General features: G+C 25.9%; 12 protein-coding genes and 1 riboswitch. Of the genes, 10 read left to right on the plus strand and 2 right to left on the minus strand.

Annotated elements, in window-relative coordinates; all coding sequences use genetic code 11:
• Positions 1-284: 284 nt before the first annotated feature.
• The 5 genes from P4S50_RS03165 to P4S50_RS03185 all read left to right on the plus strand — a co-directional run bounded on the left by P4S50_RS03165 (position 285) and on the right by P4S50_RS03185 (position 7,935).
• Positions 285-1,745 carry a histidine kinase gene (locus P4S50_RS03165; protein ID WP_277733055.1) on the plus strand — a complete coding sequence of 487 codons (1,461 nt, stop codon included), beginning with the start codon at positions 285-287 and terminating at the stop codon, positions 1,743-1,745.
• Positions 1,746-1,761: 16 nt separating this feature from the next.
• Entirely contained in the window at positions 1,762-2,454 is a 693-nt protein-coding gene (locus P4S50_RS03170; protein ID WP_277733056.1) for a response regulator transcription factor, read from the plus strand.
• 116 nt (positions 2,455-2,570) lie between these two features.
• Positions 2,571-2,653, plus strand: a riboswitch (cyclic di-GMP riboswitch).
• Positions 2,654-2,756: 103 nt separating this feature from the next.
• The gene (locus P4S50_RS03175; protein WP_277733057.1) at positions 2,757-4,928 is read left to right on the plus strand and encodes an EAL domain-containing protein; all 2,172 of its coding nucleotides are present in this window, start codon (positions 2,757-2,759) and stop codon (positions 4,926-4,928) included.
• 193 nt (positions 4,929-5,121) lie between these two features.
• Positions 5,122-6,219, plus strand: coding sequence for a GerAB/ArcD/ProY family transporter (locus P4S50_RS03180; protein WP_277733058.1), 1,098 nt, complete (start codon positions 5,122-5,124; stop codon positions 6,217-6,219).
• 213 nt (positions 6,220-6,432) lie between these two features.
• Positions 6,433-7,935 carry a hypothetical protein gene (locus P4S50_RS03185; protein WP_277733059.1) on the plus strand — a complete coding sequence of 501 codons (1,503 nt, stop codon included), beginning with the start codon at positions 6,433-6,435 and terminating at the stop codon, positions 7,933-7,935.
• Positions 7,936-8,088: 153 nt separating this feature from the next.
• Here P4S50_RS03185 and P4S50_RS03190 read toward each other — a convergent pair whose 3' ends face one another.
• A complete protein-coding gene (locus P4S50_RS03190; protein WP_277733060.1) occupies positions 8,089-8,889 on the minus strand; it encodes an ABC transporter permease in 801 nt (266 codons plus the stop codon).
• Complete coding sequence (locus P4S50_RS03195) at positions 8,867-9,049, minus strand: hypothetical protein (protein ID WP_331489690.1); 183 nt, start codon at positions 9,047-9,049, stop codon at positions 8,867-8,869. The genes P4S50_RS03190 and P4S50_RS03195 overlap by 23 nt, the downstream gene beginning before the upstream one ends.
• 204 nt (positions 9,050-9,253) lie before the next feature.
• Here P4S50_RS03195 and P4S50_RS03200 point away from each other — a divergent pair, with 204 nt between their 5' ends.
• The 5 genes from P4S50_RS03200 (at position 9,254) to P4S50_RS03220 (ending at position 15,512) form a co-directional block, all read left to right on the plus strand.
• Positions 9,254-10,243, plus strand: a complete 990-nt coding sequence (locus tag P4S50_RS03200; protein WP_277733061.1) for a D-cysteine desulfhydrase family protein — start codon at positions 9,254-9,256, stop codon at positions 10,241-10,243.
• Positions 10,244-10,830: 587 nt separating this feature from the next.
• A complete protein-coding gene (locus P4S50_RS03205; RefSeq protein WP_277733062.1) occupies positions 10,831-12,432 on the plus strand; it encodes a DUF5050 domain-containing protein in 1,602 nt (533 codons plus the stop codon).
• Positions 12,433-13,015: 583 nt separating this feature from the next.
• Complete coding sequence (locus P4S50_RS03210; RefSeq protein ID WP_277733063.1) at positions 13,016-13,231, plus strand: hypothetical protein; 216 nt, start codon at positions 13,016-13,018, stop codon at positions 13,229-13,231.
• Positions 13,232-13,233: 2 nt separating this feature from the next.
• Complete coding sequence (locus P4S50_RS03215; protein WP_277733064.1) at positions 13,234-13,392, plus strand: hypothetical protein; 159 nt, start codon at positions 13,234-13,236, stop codon at positions 13,390-13,392.
• An 83-nt stretch (positions 13,393-13,475) separates the two neighbouring features.
• Complete coding sequence (locus P4S50_RS03220) at positions 13,476-15,512, plus strand: sigma-54 interaction domain-containing protein (protein ID WP_277733065.1); 2,037 nt, start codon at positions 13,476-13,478, stop codon at positions 15,510-15,512.
• Positions 15,513-15,715 lie beyond the last annotated feature (203 nt).

Genomic DNA, 15,715 nt, shown 5'->3' on the forward strand with positions numbered 1-15,715 from the left:
TCTATAAAATTGATAGAAGGATTACACTTGCAACTATTTTTGAGCAACGGAGCCTGTAAGGATCGTTGGCGACATGAGTCACCGCGTTAGCGAGTAGACGAATTTTTTGTTAAATAAAAAGTCAAAATAGTTAATATAAATAATGTTGAATTTATGAAATAATTATTTAGAAATAAGTGGATCCTAATTTAAGTATAGGGAAAGAATAGGTTCATATCGAACTATATTAATGAATTGAAAAAATAAATAAAATTGAAAAAGACTAATTTAGAGGTGAATGAACTTTGAATATAAAAAATATACAACTTTTCGAATGGGGACAAATAGAGTGGATTTATGAGCCTAGTTCTAATAATTCTATGAATATAATAAACGTAGGAATAACTACGATTTTTCAAAATAAACGTCAACATAGTCATATACATTACGGTAATGAACAAGTTATATATGTATTGTCTGGAAATGGAATTCAGCGTATTGAAGATAAAATCAGCGATATAAATGCAGGCCGTATCTATCATATTGAAGCAGGATCTGTTCATGAAACGATAAATACAGGAGATGAACCTATAAAACAACTTGTTATGTCAGTTCCTGTTAATTATGAACAAAATCTATTACCAAAAAAGAGAAATATCTCTGCTAAACATAAAACATATCAAGATATTACAAAAATTAAAGAAGAAATAAAAACTATATATAAAACAATAGCAGAACCATTAAAAATACCAATTTCTATTTTTGATTCAAATGGAAATATTATTATCTCAAGTAGAGACTATCCTGAAATATGCACATCTGAGTGCTCAGTTGATAAAAATATTGAAAACTGTTGTATTTATAAAATTAATAATGGATATGAATCACCAAATAATACAGATTTATCAGCTTTCGTATGTCCTCATGGATTAACCATATTCACTATGCCTATTATATTTGATAATGAAATTATTGGAATGATTAAAGCTGGACATATTCGAACATCATCATCTAGTAATCAATTACACAATTTTATGCAAATTACACCCAAAGGTACTCTAAATGCTATAATACAGCAAATAAAAAAATTAGGTATAACTATAGAAAATTCTTATACTTTAAAAAATAAGGAAGAAGAATCATTAAAGTCATTAAAAGATCAAATGTTAGATATAAAGATTAATAATCATTTTTTATTTAATACGCTAAATAGTATAGCAAGTCTTGCTGTAAAAGAGAAATCTTTAAAAACATATGAGAGTATAATGAACCTTTCTAAAATGTTAAAATATACGTCAACAAATAAAATAAATTTTATTGAATTAAAAGATGAAATTAGCTATTTGCAAAATTATATTAGTTTACAAAAACTAAGATATGGAGAAAAACTAGAAGTTGTTTTTCATATAACAACCAATATGAGAAATAAATATATTGCAATCAATTGCTTGCAACCAATTATAGAGAATTGTTTTACTCATGGATTTAAGAATATGAAAAAAGATATGAAGATAGATATTATTTTAAAAGCATATAAAGATAACCTAATAATTGAAATTAATGATAATGGTGAAGGATTAAATGAAGAAGATTTAAATAAACTTAAAAATAAGATTAGTGAATATCATAAATATGAAATGAGTGGATTAATGATGGTCTATTCTAAGCTAAAATCATTATATGAAAATAATTTTGAATTTGAAATAAGTAGCTTGATAAATAAAGGTACTAGCATAAAAATAGTTTTACCTGAAAATATATTATAGGAGAGGAGGAGTTAAAATGAGAACAGCTATTATTGCTGATGATGAAGAATTATCTATTGACCTTATAAAATATCTAATCAAAAAAAATGATTTACCAATAGAAGTTATTGGAGAGGCATTTTCAGGAGATGAAGCGTTGGATATGATAAATAAGTTAAATCCAGATATTGTTTTTATAGATATTAGAATGCCTGTTTTAAATGGTCTTGAAGTTATAAAAAAAATAAAAGATGAACAACACTATTCTATTGATTTTATTGTTATTACTGCATATAGCTGCTTTGAATATGCTCAATTATCTTTAAGGTTAGGAGCTAAAGATATATTACTTAAACCTATCGAATCTGAACAATTTGTTGAATCTGTAGAAAAAATATTAGAATATACAACAACAGACAATCAAATTTTAAATAATATACTAGAATACATACATAATAATTATCAAGAGAATATTAAATTAAAACAATGTGCAGATAAATATCATACAAGTCCAAGTTATATCGCAAGAATGTTTAAAAAACATTGTGGAGTAACTTTTATTACATATATAAATAATTTAAAAATAAAAAAAGCACGTGAAATGTTAAAAGACGGAAATTTATCAATTAAGGAAGTAGCAGATAAAGTGGGGTATAACAATTTAAATTATTTTTACAAAACATTTAAGAAGAATACTGGTGTTACTCCAAATATATTTAAAAAACTATAAAATTATTTTTCAATTTTATTTAATAAGCCTTATTAGCATTAAATTGACTTTTTTGTAGAAAAATGATAAAGTGAGCGTTATAATGTGCAATTTTGTAAAAATGAGTACGATGATATGTTTTTTAATAGCAAACTTATCGAAAGGTAAGGACGCAAAGCCATGGGTCTAAAGAATTGCCTACGACTGCCAGGTTGCAAAACTTCATCAAAATAAATATGTAAGTGCGACTATAGAAATAAAAAAATAAGGCATCGTTTTGTAAATTCTTGGATCATGAATTACAGTGAGAAAGGAATATAAGAATGATCAAAAAAAGATATGTAGTAGCTTTCGTGCTATTATTTTTAGTTGTTACAACTTCAAGCTTTATTACCTATAAAAAAAACTATTCTTTATATCTAAATGAGACGAAAAGAACTGTGAAAAACGTTTCCAATTCAGTAACCTACATGTATGATTCCATTTTTTCTTCTATATGCAATTCTACAAAACAAACCATTGAAAATTTAGAACAAAATGATTTATCTAGAAGTGATATAGATGAGTTATTATATACGGCGAGCAAAGACAATTATTATATTAATAATATGTACATTGTTTTCGAGGATGGTACTACTATTAATGGTTTTAAAGAACCTTATGTAGATATGAAAAGTATAACTCCTTATTTTGAAAGAGAAGGTAATGGTATTTGCTTGGGACTAATTAAAAGTTCTAAATCAGATTCTAATCTATTTTATGGAGTAACTCCAATTGAGTTTCAGAATAAAAAAAAGGCTTTATTATTAGTGGGAATAAATTATGATTTGATTAATAATATAAGTAGAGCAGATAGCTATGAGGTTTATGAAGGCTACTTGTATCTATTGTCTAATGATGGATATTTTTTATATCATAAAGACCCTTTATTAATTGGTAAAAATCTATTTACAGATAAAAAGTTTATTAAAGATGTTACAAATATGGATGATGATAGTTATAATTATTTAATAAAAATAATTAAAAATAAAAATAAAGAATCAAGAGAAAATATGATTTCATATAGAGCTTATAATGTTGAAAAAATAGGATATTACAACTACTTAGACTCATTTGATGGGACTATAATGTTATCTATTAATTATACACAATTAAAACATAAACAAATTAAAGCTACGATGAGAATAATTATACCTCTTTTAATTAGCTTTTTAATTGCAACCTATATATTATTAAAATATATTTTCTTAGTAAAATACACTGATTATTTTACAGAAGTAAAAAATGAGTTAGCTTTTAAAAAACGAATAAAAAAATTACATAAACAAGGAAAAGATAATGAAAATTATCTAATTATAAAAGTTGAGAATGTGACAAGTAACAAAGATGAAGAGTTTTTATATGATAATAGTATTTATTACTATGTATCAAAGTATTTTAAAAGTATAAGTTCTTTATATATAGATTTATATAGAATATCAAGAGTTCATTATGTATTTGTTTTAAAAGATGAAAATAGTTTAAAGCAAATAGAAAAATTACTACATAATATAAATAAAAATATATCTATAGATAATGAAACTAATTTGTTTATAAGAGGTAAACAGTTACTTCTTACAATAGATGATATAAAAGAACTTGAAAATTTTGAAGTTGTTCCTCAGATTATTCAATATATGGAAAAAAATTATGAAGATTTGAAAATTATATCAGATACAGGATTTACAAAATATAGTAACATTTTAAATAAAAGCAGTTGTAGATTAAAAGATATACTTCTGTTAGAAAGAGTTATCGTAAATCAAAATATTGTTCCTTTTTATCAACCAATTGTAGAATTAAAAACAGAAAAAATAATCAAATATGAAGTATTAATGAGAGTAAAACATAATAATGAGTATTTAACGCCAGCTAAGTTTATAGAAATTGCAGAAAGTGAAGACAGGATAGAAGAAATTGATCGTTTAGTAATGCGACAGGCATTTCAAACGTATTATAGAAGACTTCATAAAACAGGAAAACATATGAGGTTAAGTATTAACTTATCAGGTAAATCAATTAATCAAAATATGATTGATTACATACTAAAAATAATTTATAAATATAATATTGATCCAAGTAATATAACCTTTGAGTTAACAGAAACAGCTGCGTTAAACAATCTCAATGAATGCATTTGGTATTTAAATAAGCTAAGAGATAAAGGATTTAAATTAGCAATTGATGATTTTGGAACGGGTTATGCTCATGTAGAGTTATTATCTAAGTTAGAAGTAGATTATATTAAGATTGATGGAGCTTTTATAAAAGGTGTTGAAAATGATGGAAAGTTATTAAAAACACTTAATGCTTTAGTATATATATCAAAAAACTATGATGCAAAGATTATTGCAGAATACGTAGAAAACAAAGAAGTTATTAAAGTGTTAGAAAAATTAGGAGTTGAATATGGTCAAGGTTATTATTTTGGAAAACCAGAGCCAATATTTACATAAAGAGAGCTTATAATTAAATGCGCATAAACTATATAGATAATTAATGTATTGTAGCTAAATAGTGCACAAAAGATATTTATTGTGCACTAACAATTTATTTACTGATTGTATTAATGTTTCAAGAAAGTTTCTATAAATTTAGTTAATTTGGAAAAGATATATAATAGGTAACTAATATTTGGAGGAACAACTAATGAATGAAGAAGTTATTTCTAACAAGCAAGGAATATTCATTATAAGTTTATTCGTAATGGGAAGTTCAATGATACTAACTACAGCAGGTGAAGCTAAAAAAGATATATGGATAGCTCTTATTTTATCAATTTTGTCTGCTTTACCTATAGTATTAGTGCATGCTCGTCTTCAAACACTTTTTCCTAAAAAAGACTTGTATGATATCCTTGAATTTGTCTTGGGTAAATTTATTGGTAAAGGAATTTGTATATTATTTGTTTGGTTTTCATTTTTTTTAAGTGGATTAGTATTAAGAGTATTTGGTGATTTTATTTATGTAGTAGCTTTACCAGAGACACCTGAAATCATACCAATGATACTTACTGGAGTATTATCTATTTGTATAGTTAGAGAAGGAATTAAAGTGATAGGCAAATGGAGTGAATTTTTTTTTATAGTAATTATTATTTTGTTAATGATAGTTTTTTTGTTATTAATTGAAAAAATAGATATAAATAACTTGCGTCCTTTATTTAATGAAGATTTAAATCTAGTTATTGAAGCTTCTTTTCATGCATTTATATTTCCATTTACTCAAACAATTATATTTACAACAGTTTTTTCTACATTTGATAAAAAAGCTTATTACAAAGTTTATACACGAGGTCTATTAATAGGGTGGATAATATTATTTATATTTTCTGTTAATGATATTTTAATATTAGGAGTTACTGTTTCTGGAAATATGTATTTTCCATCATATGCATCTGTTAGGTTGTTAGAAATAGGGGCTATATCTGCTGGTTTTGAAATTATTATAGCTGTTGCATTTTTAATTGCGGGATTTATAAAAGTAAGTATGTGTTTATTAAGCACTTGTAATGGGATTGCTAAAACATTTGGTTGTGATGATTATAGATTTTTAGTTACTCCAGTTGGCTTAATGATAATTAGTTTATCTTATTTTATTCATGATAGCGTAATGGAAAAATCAAAATTCGCATTAGATGTATATCCTTTTTATGCTCTTCCGTTTCAGGTTATTTTACCTATACTCGTTCTTGTTATAGCTGAAATAAAAAAGAAACAATTAGAAGATCATTTAAATAAAATATAAATGGGAATGTACCTTTTAATAATAGATTTTAAAAAAATTATATATTGTATTAATGTTTAAGCCTATGTCTAAAAAGTACTAATAAAATTTTAGATATAGGCTTAAGTTATACCTAAATTTATATTTATAATTACCAAAAGTAAAATTATGGTATAATATTCTAATTAAGTAAAATATAAGACGAGAAGGTCATTTTGAAAGGGAGGTTAAAATATGCTTTTTAGGAAAAAAACTTATTTTACATGTTTCTTTATATTGTTTATATTATCTCAGAATTGCTTTGGACAAGGTATAAAAGTAGGAACTGTTATAAATAAGGTTATATCTACGGATATTAAAGCATATATAAATGGATATGAAATACCATCTATGAATATAAATGGATGTACTGCAATAGTAGTAGAAGACTTAAGAAATTATGGATTTGATATAATATGGAGTCCTGTAGATAGAAGCTTAGTAATAAAAGAAAATTCGTCTAAAAAAATAAAACCTATTTCTATTAAAAAAAATAATAATAGTAAAATAGGTCAAAAAATTGGAAATGTACTTTATACAGATATAAAAACTTATATAAAAGATAGTGAAATCCAGTCTTTTAATATAGATGGATATACGGTTATATTTATGGATGAACTTAAAGAATTTGGTGATATCAGATGGAATGAAGAAAAAAGAGAAGTTAGATTTAACTCTAATAAGATTGATGATTTGGGAAGTGGTGTAGATGATAATTGCTGTTTTGAGATTAAGTGTATTGAAGAAATAGATATGCGATTAAAACAAAAAGACGGTAAATATTATTTTGAAGGAAAAGAAGTAGGTTTTATAGATAATACAAATAGTGGATTTAAGATTATGATTTCAGGAAAAGCATTAGCAGAGAAATTTGGATATAACATTAGCGTTGATAAAGGATGTTATATTTTCAAAAAAGGAAATTATAGTTTTAAATTTAAAAATAATAATACAACTATAGAAAAGTTTTTTGATGGATATTTATATGAAAGTTATGATATTCCTAAAAGAACAGTTGTTTTGAATAATGATATATATATTTATGATGCTGATTTAGAAGGGTTATTTGGAGTAGTTAAATATAATTCTGAAGGGGGTATTTATTTAAAGTATAAAGAATTTGATGTTAAAGACTATGAAGATTATGAGATACAGGGTAATCGATTTTTAATAGATCATTCTTATAATGGATATGATGTAAATATGCGTATAAAGAATAAAACGCATACTTTTAAAGGTGATTATTGCAGAATTCCAAAAGGAACTTATCTTGAGTATGGAGATAATGAGCTAGAGATAACTGTAAATCATAACGATAGAATTTTGATGTTAAAAAGGTTAACGGTAAGACCAGATTTAAAAACTAATCAAATAATATATGATGAAGCTATAGGATTAAATATGAAAACTCCACAGAATGGATATATTGAAACGAATAAATCTGAAATTTTAATAGATGGAGAAATTATACATGCATATGGAGACAACTTATTAGTAGAAATTGAAAAACTTGATACAAAGAACGATCAATTTAAAAAAACTACATCAAAAAATATAAAATTAAAAGATAAAAAATTTAATGAATATATACAATTAAATAAAGGCTATGGTATTTATAAAATAAAAGCATTTACAGATGTACGCTCAGAAAATTGTAGGTTTGAAGTTCTTGAATTATTTGTGAATTATAGTGAATAGAATTTATGAATGTCAAATAATATAAAATTTTAATTGGACTTATGACATTAGAAAGTTATTAAATTATAGAAAATATTGCTAATGATTAGGAACATAGTAAAATCAGGCTTATTTAAATCATAGTTTAGAACTTGAATAAGCCTGATTTTTAAATTATCTAGCCTTATATCTTTTTTCGATAATATTGACTATTTGATACATTAAAAGAGCACATATTGCAAGAACAAATACTCCCATCATAACAAGGTCTAGTTTAAATACCTGACCACCGTAAACTATCAAATATCCTATTCCATATCTTGACACCAAGAACTCTCCAACTATAACTCCAACCCATGACATACCTATATTTATCTTAACTATATTTATAATATTACCTACATTAGAAGGAAGAATAAGCTTTGTAAGTATCTGATATTTAGTTGCACCAAAGCTCTTTAACATTTTGATTTTTTCTTCTTCAACAGTAATAAAATAGTTATAAGCTGAAAGTATTGTAACTACTATTGATATAGTAAGTGCAATGACCACTATACCAGTGATTCCAGCTCCAGCCCATATTATAAGTATAGGAGCAAGGGCTGTCTTTGGAAGTGCATTTAATACAACTAAAAATGGATCTAATATTTTAGCTAAGTTCTTATCCCACCATAGTATTATAGCTATTATTATCCCACCTACAGTTCCAAAAACAAATCCCAAAACAGTTTCGTATACAGATATTCCTACGTGTTTGAATATTTCTCCATTTGAAGAATATTTTATAAATAGTTTAAATATGTCAGATGGCTTACTAGTTAAAAACACATCTATAAAGTTTAGATTAGCAGCCATTTCCCAAATCAGTACAAATAGCACAAGTACTAATATTTGATAGAATATTATTTTTCTCTTGTTTGATTTAACTGATTTTAAATAAGCAGTGTATTCACTAGAGTAGTTGGTCTTTTCCATCTATATCAAGCTCCTTCCATATTGTATTGAAATAATCTTTAAATTCGGGAGCCTCTCTTGATAAAAGTGGTGTTTTAGTTCCTTTTACTGTAAGATTTATTTCGTGTATATTTTTTATTGTTGCTGGACGTTTTGAGAGAACAGCTATTTTGTTTGCCATGGATATAGCTTCTTCTATATACTATAAATGGCAAATTTAGACTTGGATTCAAAAGAAACTGAACTAACATTCGGTATTTTTCGTATAGTAATCGAATAGATTATAAAAGAAGGCTGTTAGAACTAATGGGACTGTTTTGTATAGCAGTAAAGAGAGAATGATTGCATAATATTGGTAAAAATAAGAAACGAAAGGAAGATGAACATGATAAATATCCCTGGTAGAATTGAAATTGCAAATCTACCTACTAAGATTGAGAAATTAGAAAGATTATCTAGCAAATTAGTAGGTCAAAATATATTTCTCAAGAGAGATGACCAAACTGGTACTGAGATGTCTGGAAATAAGGTAAGGAAGTTGGAGTTTTCTGTAAAGGAAGCATTGGATCAAGGATGTGACTTACTCATTACATGCGGTGGAATCCAGTCTAACCATGCTAGGGCTACTGCTGCTGTTGCTGCTAAGTTGGGTATATCATCTTATTTAGTTCTTAGAACCGATGGAGAAGAAGAGATAGATGGAAACTATTTTTTAGATAAGGTATTGGGGGCTAAAATTAGATTTATAACGCCTGAGGAATACAGAGAAAAGAGAATGGAAATTATGGAATCCATAAAGGAAGAACTATCAAAGGAAGGTTACAACCCGTACATTATACCAGAAGGAGCTTCAAATGGTATAGGAACCTTTGGATATTTTAAAGCTATGGAAGAAATTGTTCAGCAGGAAAAAGAAATGGGAATAAAGTTCGATGCCATAGTGATGGCTGTAGGATCAGGTGGAACCTATAGTGGATTGTTCCTTGCAAATAAGATTATGGGCTATGGTGCAAAAATATATGGTGTAAATGTATCTAATGATGAAGAATACTTTAAAAATCAGATTGAGAAAGTGATAAATGAAAGTCTTTTTTATATAGATAAAACCTTTCGATTTTCTAAAGAAGAAATCAATATTATAGATGGTTATGTAGGAAGGGGATATGCTTTAAGTAGGTCAGAGGAGATAGAATTCATTCATGAAGTAGCTAAATTAGAAGGTGTTATCTTAGACCCTGTTTATACTGGAAAAGCAATGTACGGATTAGTAAACGAAATCAAAGAAGGAAATTTCAAAAAGCATAACAACATATTATTTATACATACTGGTGGTCTATATGGATTATTTCCTAAAAAAGATTTGTTTTCTTTTTAAAATTACAGATAATTAATTCTTATAATAAAAAGACTAATTTCAACAAGGGCAGATCGATTTATATCATCGATCTGCCTAAACTTTGTGTTTATATTTAAGTTTACATTACGACTCGCCAAGAATCATAGGTTGTCTTTAGATTCGCAAATAAGTAAAAATAGTACAAGCACTGATATTTAGCAGCATAATATTTTTCTGTTATTAGACTTATTTACTAATTAAACTTGGCAGGGAGGTGTATACTGCATATCTAATTACTACATAGTATATAAATTATGAAATATCCAATATGTAAATGAAAGAATCTTTAAATTTAGGAGTTTTTCTTAATAGAAATGCTATTTTGTATTTTGATATAAGGAATATACACATATATGTTTTATTATAGTAAATGTTTTGGAGAAAATTGTTATTATATCGTCTATTGTATATAGCACCTTCTATATCCTATAAATGTCAAAAAACTTCTTTTCAATCGCTGATTGGACTTGGATTAAGTTGATTACATAATATGTAAAAATATAAAATTATTACTAATATACATGATATAATGATAAACATACTAAAAAACTAAGGAGGCGAGTTATATGGGAAAGAAGATTTTTACATTGGTAGCTGTATTTATAGTTTGTCTAAGCTTTATGCTAGTTGGAGAAGAAAGTTTTGCCGTAGAAAAAAGTGTAAAAGTTAGATTACCAAAATTTAATGTTACTATAAATGAAAATAAGATTGATAATTTATATCGAAAATATCCACTTTTGGTATATAAAAATATGACATATTTTCCAATGACATGGTATGATTGTAGGCTTTTGGGATTAGAAACAAAATGGACACAGGATGAAGGCTTTAAAATTATTCAAAGTAAGGTCACATCATCTTACGTAGCATATAAAACAAAACATAAAAATAGAAATAGCTATAATGCAACTATACCTACATTTAAGATTACAGCAAATGGGAATTCAATTGATAATTCTAAAGAGGAATATCCTCTTTTAAGCTTTAACAATGTAACATATTTTCCACTCACATGGGAATTTGCACATGATACATTTGGATGGGAATATGTTTGGGATAAATCAAAAGGACTTATGATAAAATCTAATAATCCACAGGCAAAAACAGTAAATCTTCCTAAATATGCAGGTGAAAATGATGTTGCAGTATTTAATGGTTATTATTATTTTGTAGAGACTGTAAATAAGACAAATAAAGTTTATAGAGTTAAGGATAGTAATATATATAATAAAGAATTAGTGTATTCCTATGAAATAGATACATCCTATGGGTTTAATAATAGTTTGACATTTTATAAAGCAGATAAAACGCTCTGGTTTTATTATCATTCTGGAGGAGCTGTAATGGGGTCTGATGTATATTGTAAGGTAAATAATAATGGAAAAGCTAGAATAGAAGAAAGTGGTTATCTTGATTTTAAAAATACTTTAAAGGGAAAGTTGGATATAGGTCAAGGACCTTCACAAAGTGGTAATAATCTTTGGCTTACACCAACAGGACAAGAAAGAAAAAATGGAAAAAGTATAGGAAATCCAAATCTTATATACGGATGTCATTTAGAAGGAACAGGGTATAATCCTAATGGATCTACTACTGTAGTGAATGATGATATATATATACTTGCATCTACTTATCCAATAAAAGATAGTGAACAAAATTATATTTATAAGATAAATTTAAATACAAATGAAACTATAAAGGTTACAAATTTTGGAGTTGAGAATTTTAAAATTGCAAATAATACGATTTACTATGTAAAAGATGAGGATCAATATTTATATTCATCAAACTTAGATGGAACCAATGAAAAAAGATTATCTGATAATAAACTTTCAGGTTATTATGATAGGTATTATGAAGTAGACGGGAATGTATATTATACTGTATCAGATAAAGATGAAAATCTAAAATTGTATAAGGTAGACACCGCTAAAGAAGATACACTTGTCTTAAAGGAGTATTTAGAAAATATCAAAATAGAAAATAATAAAATAATATGTACTCTTTTATCGGGAGAAGATTATGGAATAAAAGTGTTTGATAAATCTGGAGATTTAAATTTGGCAATTACAGATCAAGTTTCTGATAGTTTTGTAGATGGTGATAAAATTTTAATAACTTCAGGAAGTGATAAATCAATAAAATTAGTAGAATTAAAAAGTAATTAAAAATTATATAATACTGAATAACAAAAGAGAGAGTACTGTGTACTCTCTCTTCAAATTTACTAATTAAACTTGGCAGGGCGGCGTATCCTGCATCTCTGATTACTACCTAAGTAGCGTGTTGGGAGCCATTTCCAACTTCAAATTTAATTAATAATAGTTTATGTTTCTATATAACCATATATTTAGAGAAATCTGATGTCATTAAATATATGTTCTTTCTAAAATATAATACAATCATTATAATATATAAATTATGAAATATCCAATATGTAAATGAAGGAATCTTTAAACTTAGGAGTTTTTCTTGATGGAAATGGTATTTTGTCTTTTGATGTAAGGAATATACACATATATATGTTTTATTATAGTAAATAGTCTGGATAAAATTGTCATTATGTCGACTATTGGATGTAGCATCTCCAACATATACGTCAAGGCAAAAAATGGATATACAATTGATATAAATTAGTAAAACTCAAATCCCATTATTAGTTAAATATTAAATAGAATTACATAATTCATTAAAGTATAATATTCATAGATATTAAAATATGATTATGAATATTATAAGGAGGATGGATTAATGCAAAGTCAAATAAATTTTTTAGGGTTAGGATTGATTATAATATTATTTAGTAGTTTTTTAGGAGCAATATCTATGAATGTATACAGTGATATAGCAGGTAATCTAACCACAGAATATACACCTATATTAGAAGGATTTATAAGTTCATATAGATTGATAGGTTTCTTATTGTCTTGTGTTGGTTTAATAGAGATTTTTAAGAAAAAAGGTTAAATGTGGTGATAACATACAATAAAAAAGAAAATATAACAGCAGATGGAAAAGAGATATTTATTGTATATGTAATAGTAGTAAAAATGGATGGGGGTTGTCTTGAGGATAAACCTCTATTTTTTTGTAAAGATTTAGTAGTTAAATTTTTGTGTAGGTATTAAAAGATAAAAAATTGACAAATACAAAAACTTTTCTATAATTATAATTAGTAAGGCGAGGAAAGAATGAGGGAAAGAGGTAGAGTATGAAGAATAAAGAATTAGCTATTGTAACGTTAAAAAATGAAGCTGCAAAAATTTATTCTAGACAAATAAAAGATTTTTTAGGTAATAATATAAAAATAAAAATATATGCGTTTGAAAATGGAGAAATTGAATTTATTAAAGAAAAATTAGTTTTGTTATCAACATATTTAAAATATGATGAAGTAAAAAAACATACATGTGATGATGCACAAATAATAATACCCAGGATTACTTTAACAAAATCAAGTGTTGATAAGGTTAAGAAAATAGAAAAAGGGAAAGATGTATTATTATTTAATTTGAGTTTAGATATGTCTTTAGAAACTATTTCATTAATATATCAATTAGGCATTGATCATATAAACCTAATACCTTGTTATCCTGAAATGAAAAAACTGCCTGACGTTAATATTGCTATAACTCCAGGAGAGACAGCGTTAATTAGAGATAAGGTTAAAGAAGTTATAGATATAGGACATAGAGTACTTGATTTGAGTACTATAGTTGATGTTGCTGTGAAATTAAATTTAGATTATTTGATTGGAGACGAAAAAACACAAAGGTATTTTAAAAACACAATAACTAATAGCTGTGCATTAGAAAAATTATTAGGAGAAACAAATAAACTTGAAAATCAATTTGATATACTGATGAAAGTTTTAGATGATGGAATTGTTTGTACTAACATAAAAGGTATAGTGTATTTTTATAGTCATATAGCTAGAAAAATTATAAATATAGATGAGAATGAGATGGTTGGTAGATATATAGGAGAATATATAAATGGAACGAATTTTGATGAGATAATTAATAAAAAACAGTCTTTGGATGGAAAACTTATTAAAATAAATGGACGCGATGTTTCTTTGGAGGTAAAATATGTTAAATTTAATAATTTTGATGGATTTATAATTAAATTAAAGACATTCAGTTATTTAGAAAAGAAACAGACAAAATTAAGAGCTCAACTTCTTAAAAAAGGACATGTAAGTAAATATACTTTCGATGACATTATAGGTACTAGTGAAGAGATAAATAAGACTAAGGAAATAGCTAAAAGAATGGCTAAATCTAATTCATCAATTTTAATAATAGGCGAAACTGGAACTGGAAAAGAATTATTTGCTCAAGCTATACATAATGAATCTTATAGAAAAAAAGGTCCTTTTGTAGCTATAAATTGTGGAGCTTTTCAAGAGAGCTTGTTACAAAGTGAATTATTTGGATATGAAGAAGGGTCGTTTACAGGAGCTAAAAAAGGAGGAAAATTAGGCTTATTTGAAATTGCACATAATGGAACTTTGTTTTTAGATGAAATAGGAGAAATGGATTTAAATTTGCAAGCTAAGTTATTGAGAGTAATACAAGAAAAACAAGTGAGAAGACTAGGCTCTGATAGATTGATAGATATAGATGTTAGGATTATTGCTGCTACTAATAGACAATTAAAGGAATTAGTAAAGGAAAAAAAATTTAGGAAGGATTTATATTTTAGATTAAATGTATTACCATTAGATATTAAACCTTTAAGAGAAAGAAAAGAAGATATTATTCCAATACTTAAAGATATAAAGAAAAGCTTAAAATCGAAGTTTTCTTTAAGTGATGAAGTTGAAAATGTATTTTTAAATTATAATTGGGAGGGAAATGTAAGAGAACTTAAAAATATAATAGAATACTTAGCTAATTTAGATGAAAAGACAATACAATTTGATCATCTTCCTAAATATATGGTGGAAGATACTGATTGTGTTCAAAGTGTAGATGTTAAAGAAAGTGAGTTTAAGCGAAACAAAAGTGATTATATATTTGTTTTAAATGAACTTAAAAAAGCTTATGAAAATAAAGAAAGAATTGGAAGGAAAAAAATATATGATATTGCTGTAAACAAAGGCATATTTTTATCAGAACAAGAAATAAGAAGTATACTTTTAGAATTAAATGAATTAGGGTTAATTCAAGTATTAAAAGGTAGAGGTGGAAGTGTAATAAATGAATATGGTTTAAAATTTTTAGAAAATAATAAAATGGGTTAAATGGCATAATAGGTTTTGCTGTTTAACCTGTTTTTTTATTTTGAATAAATTCAATTAATATATTATTAAAAAAATTTAAAGATCTATTATCAATAAATGTTGGAAAATAGATAAAGTTAAAAAAATTAAAAAATTCCTATGTTTTGGCATCGTATTTGCTGTATATAGTTATATGAAAAATATTTATTTTTAATTAGGAGGAA

The sequence above is a fragment of the Tepidibacter hydrothermalis genome (assembly GCF_029542625.1).
GTDB lineage: Bacteria > Bacillota > Clostridia > Peptostreptococcales > Peptostreptococcaceae > Tepidibacter_A > Tepidibacter_A hydrothermalis.

Bases quoted from the DNA above. Each gene is read 5' to 3' on its own strand.
- P4S50_RS03170 (WP_277733056.1), top strand. From the start codon at position 1,762: ATGAGAACAGCTATTATTGCTGATGATGAAGAATTATCTATTGACCTT.
- P4S50_RS03175 (WP_277733057.1), top strand. From the start codon at position 2,757: ATGATCAAAAAAAGATATGTAGTAGCTTTCGTGCTATTATTTTTAGTT.
- P4S50_RS03180 (WP_277733058.1), top strand. From the start codon at position 5,122: ATGAATGAAGAAGTTATTTCTAACAAGCAAGGAATATTCATTATAAGT.
- P4S50_RS03185 (WP_277733059.1), top strand. From the start codon at position 6,433: ATGCTTTTTAGGAAAAAAACTTATTTTACATGTTTCTTTATATTGTTT.
- P4S50_RS03190 (WP_277733060.1), bottom strand. From the start codon at position 8,889: ATGGAAAAGACCAACTACTCTAGTGAATACACTGCTTATTTAAAATCA.
- P4S50_RS03195 (WP_331489690.1), bottom strand. From the start codon at position 9,049: ATGGCAAACAAAATAGCTGTTCTCTCAAAACGTCCAGCAACAATAAAA.
- P4S50_RS03200 (WP_277733061.1), top strand. From the start codon at position 9,254: ATGATAAATATCCCTGGTAGAATTGAAATTGCAAATCTACCTACTAAG.
- P4S50_RS03205 (WP_277733062.1), top strand. From the start codon at position 10,831: ATGGGAAAGAAGATTTTTACATTGGTAGCTGTATTTATAGTTTGTCTA.
- P4S50_RS03210 (WP_277733063.1), top strand. From the start codon at position 13,016: ATGCAAAGTCAAATAAATTTTTTAGGGTTAGGATTGATTATAATATTA.
- P4S50_RS03220 (WP_277733065.1), top strand. From the start codon at position 13,476: ATGAAGAATAAAGAATTAGCTATTGTAACGTTAAAAAATGAAGCTGCA.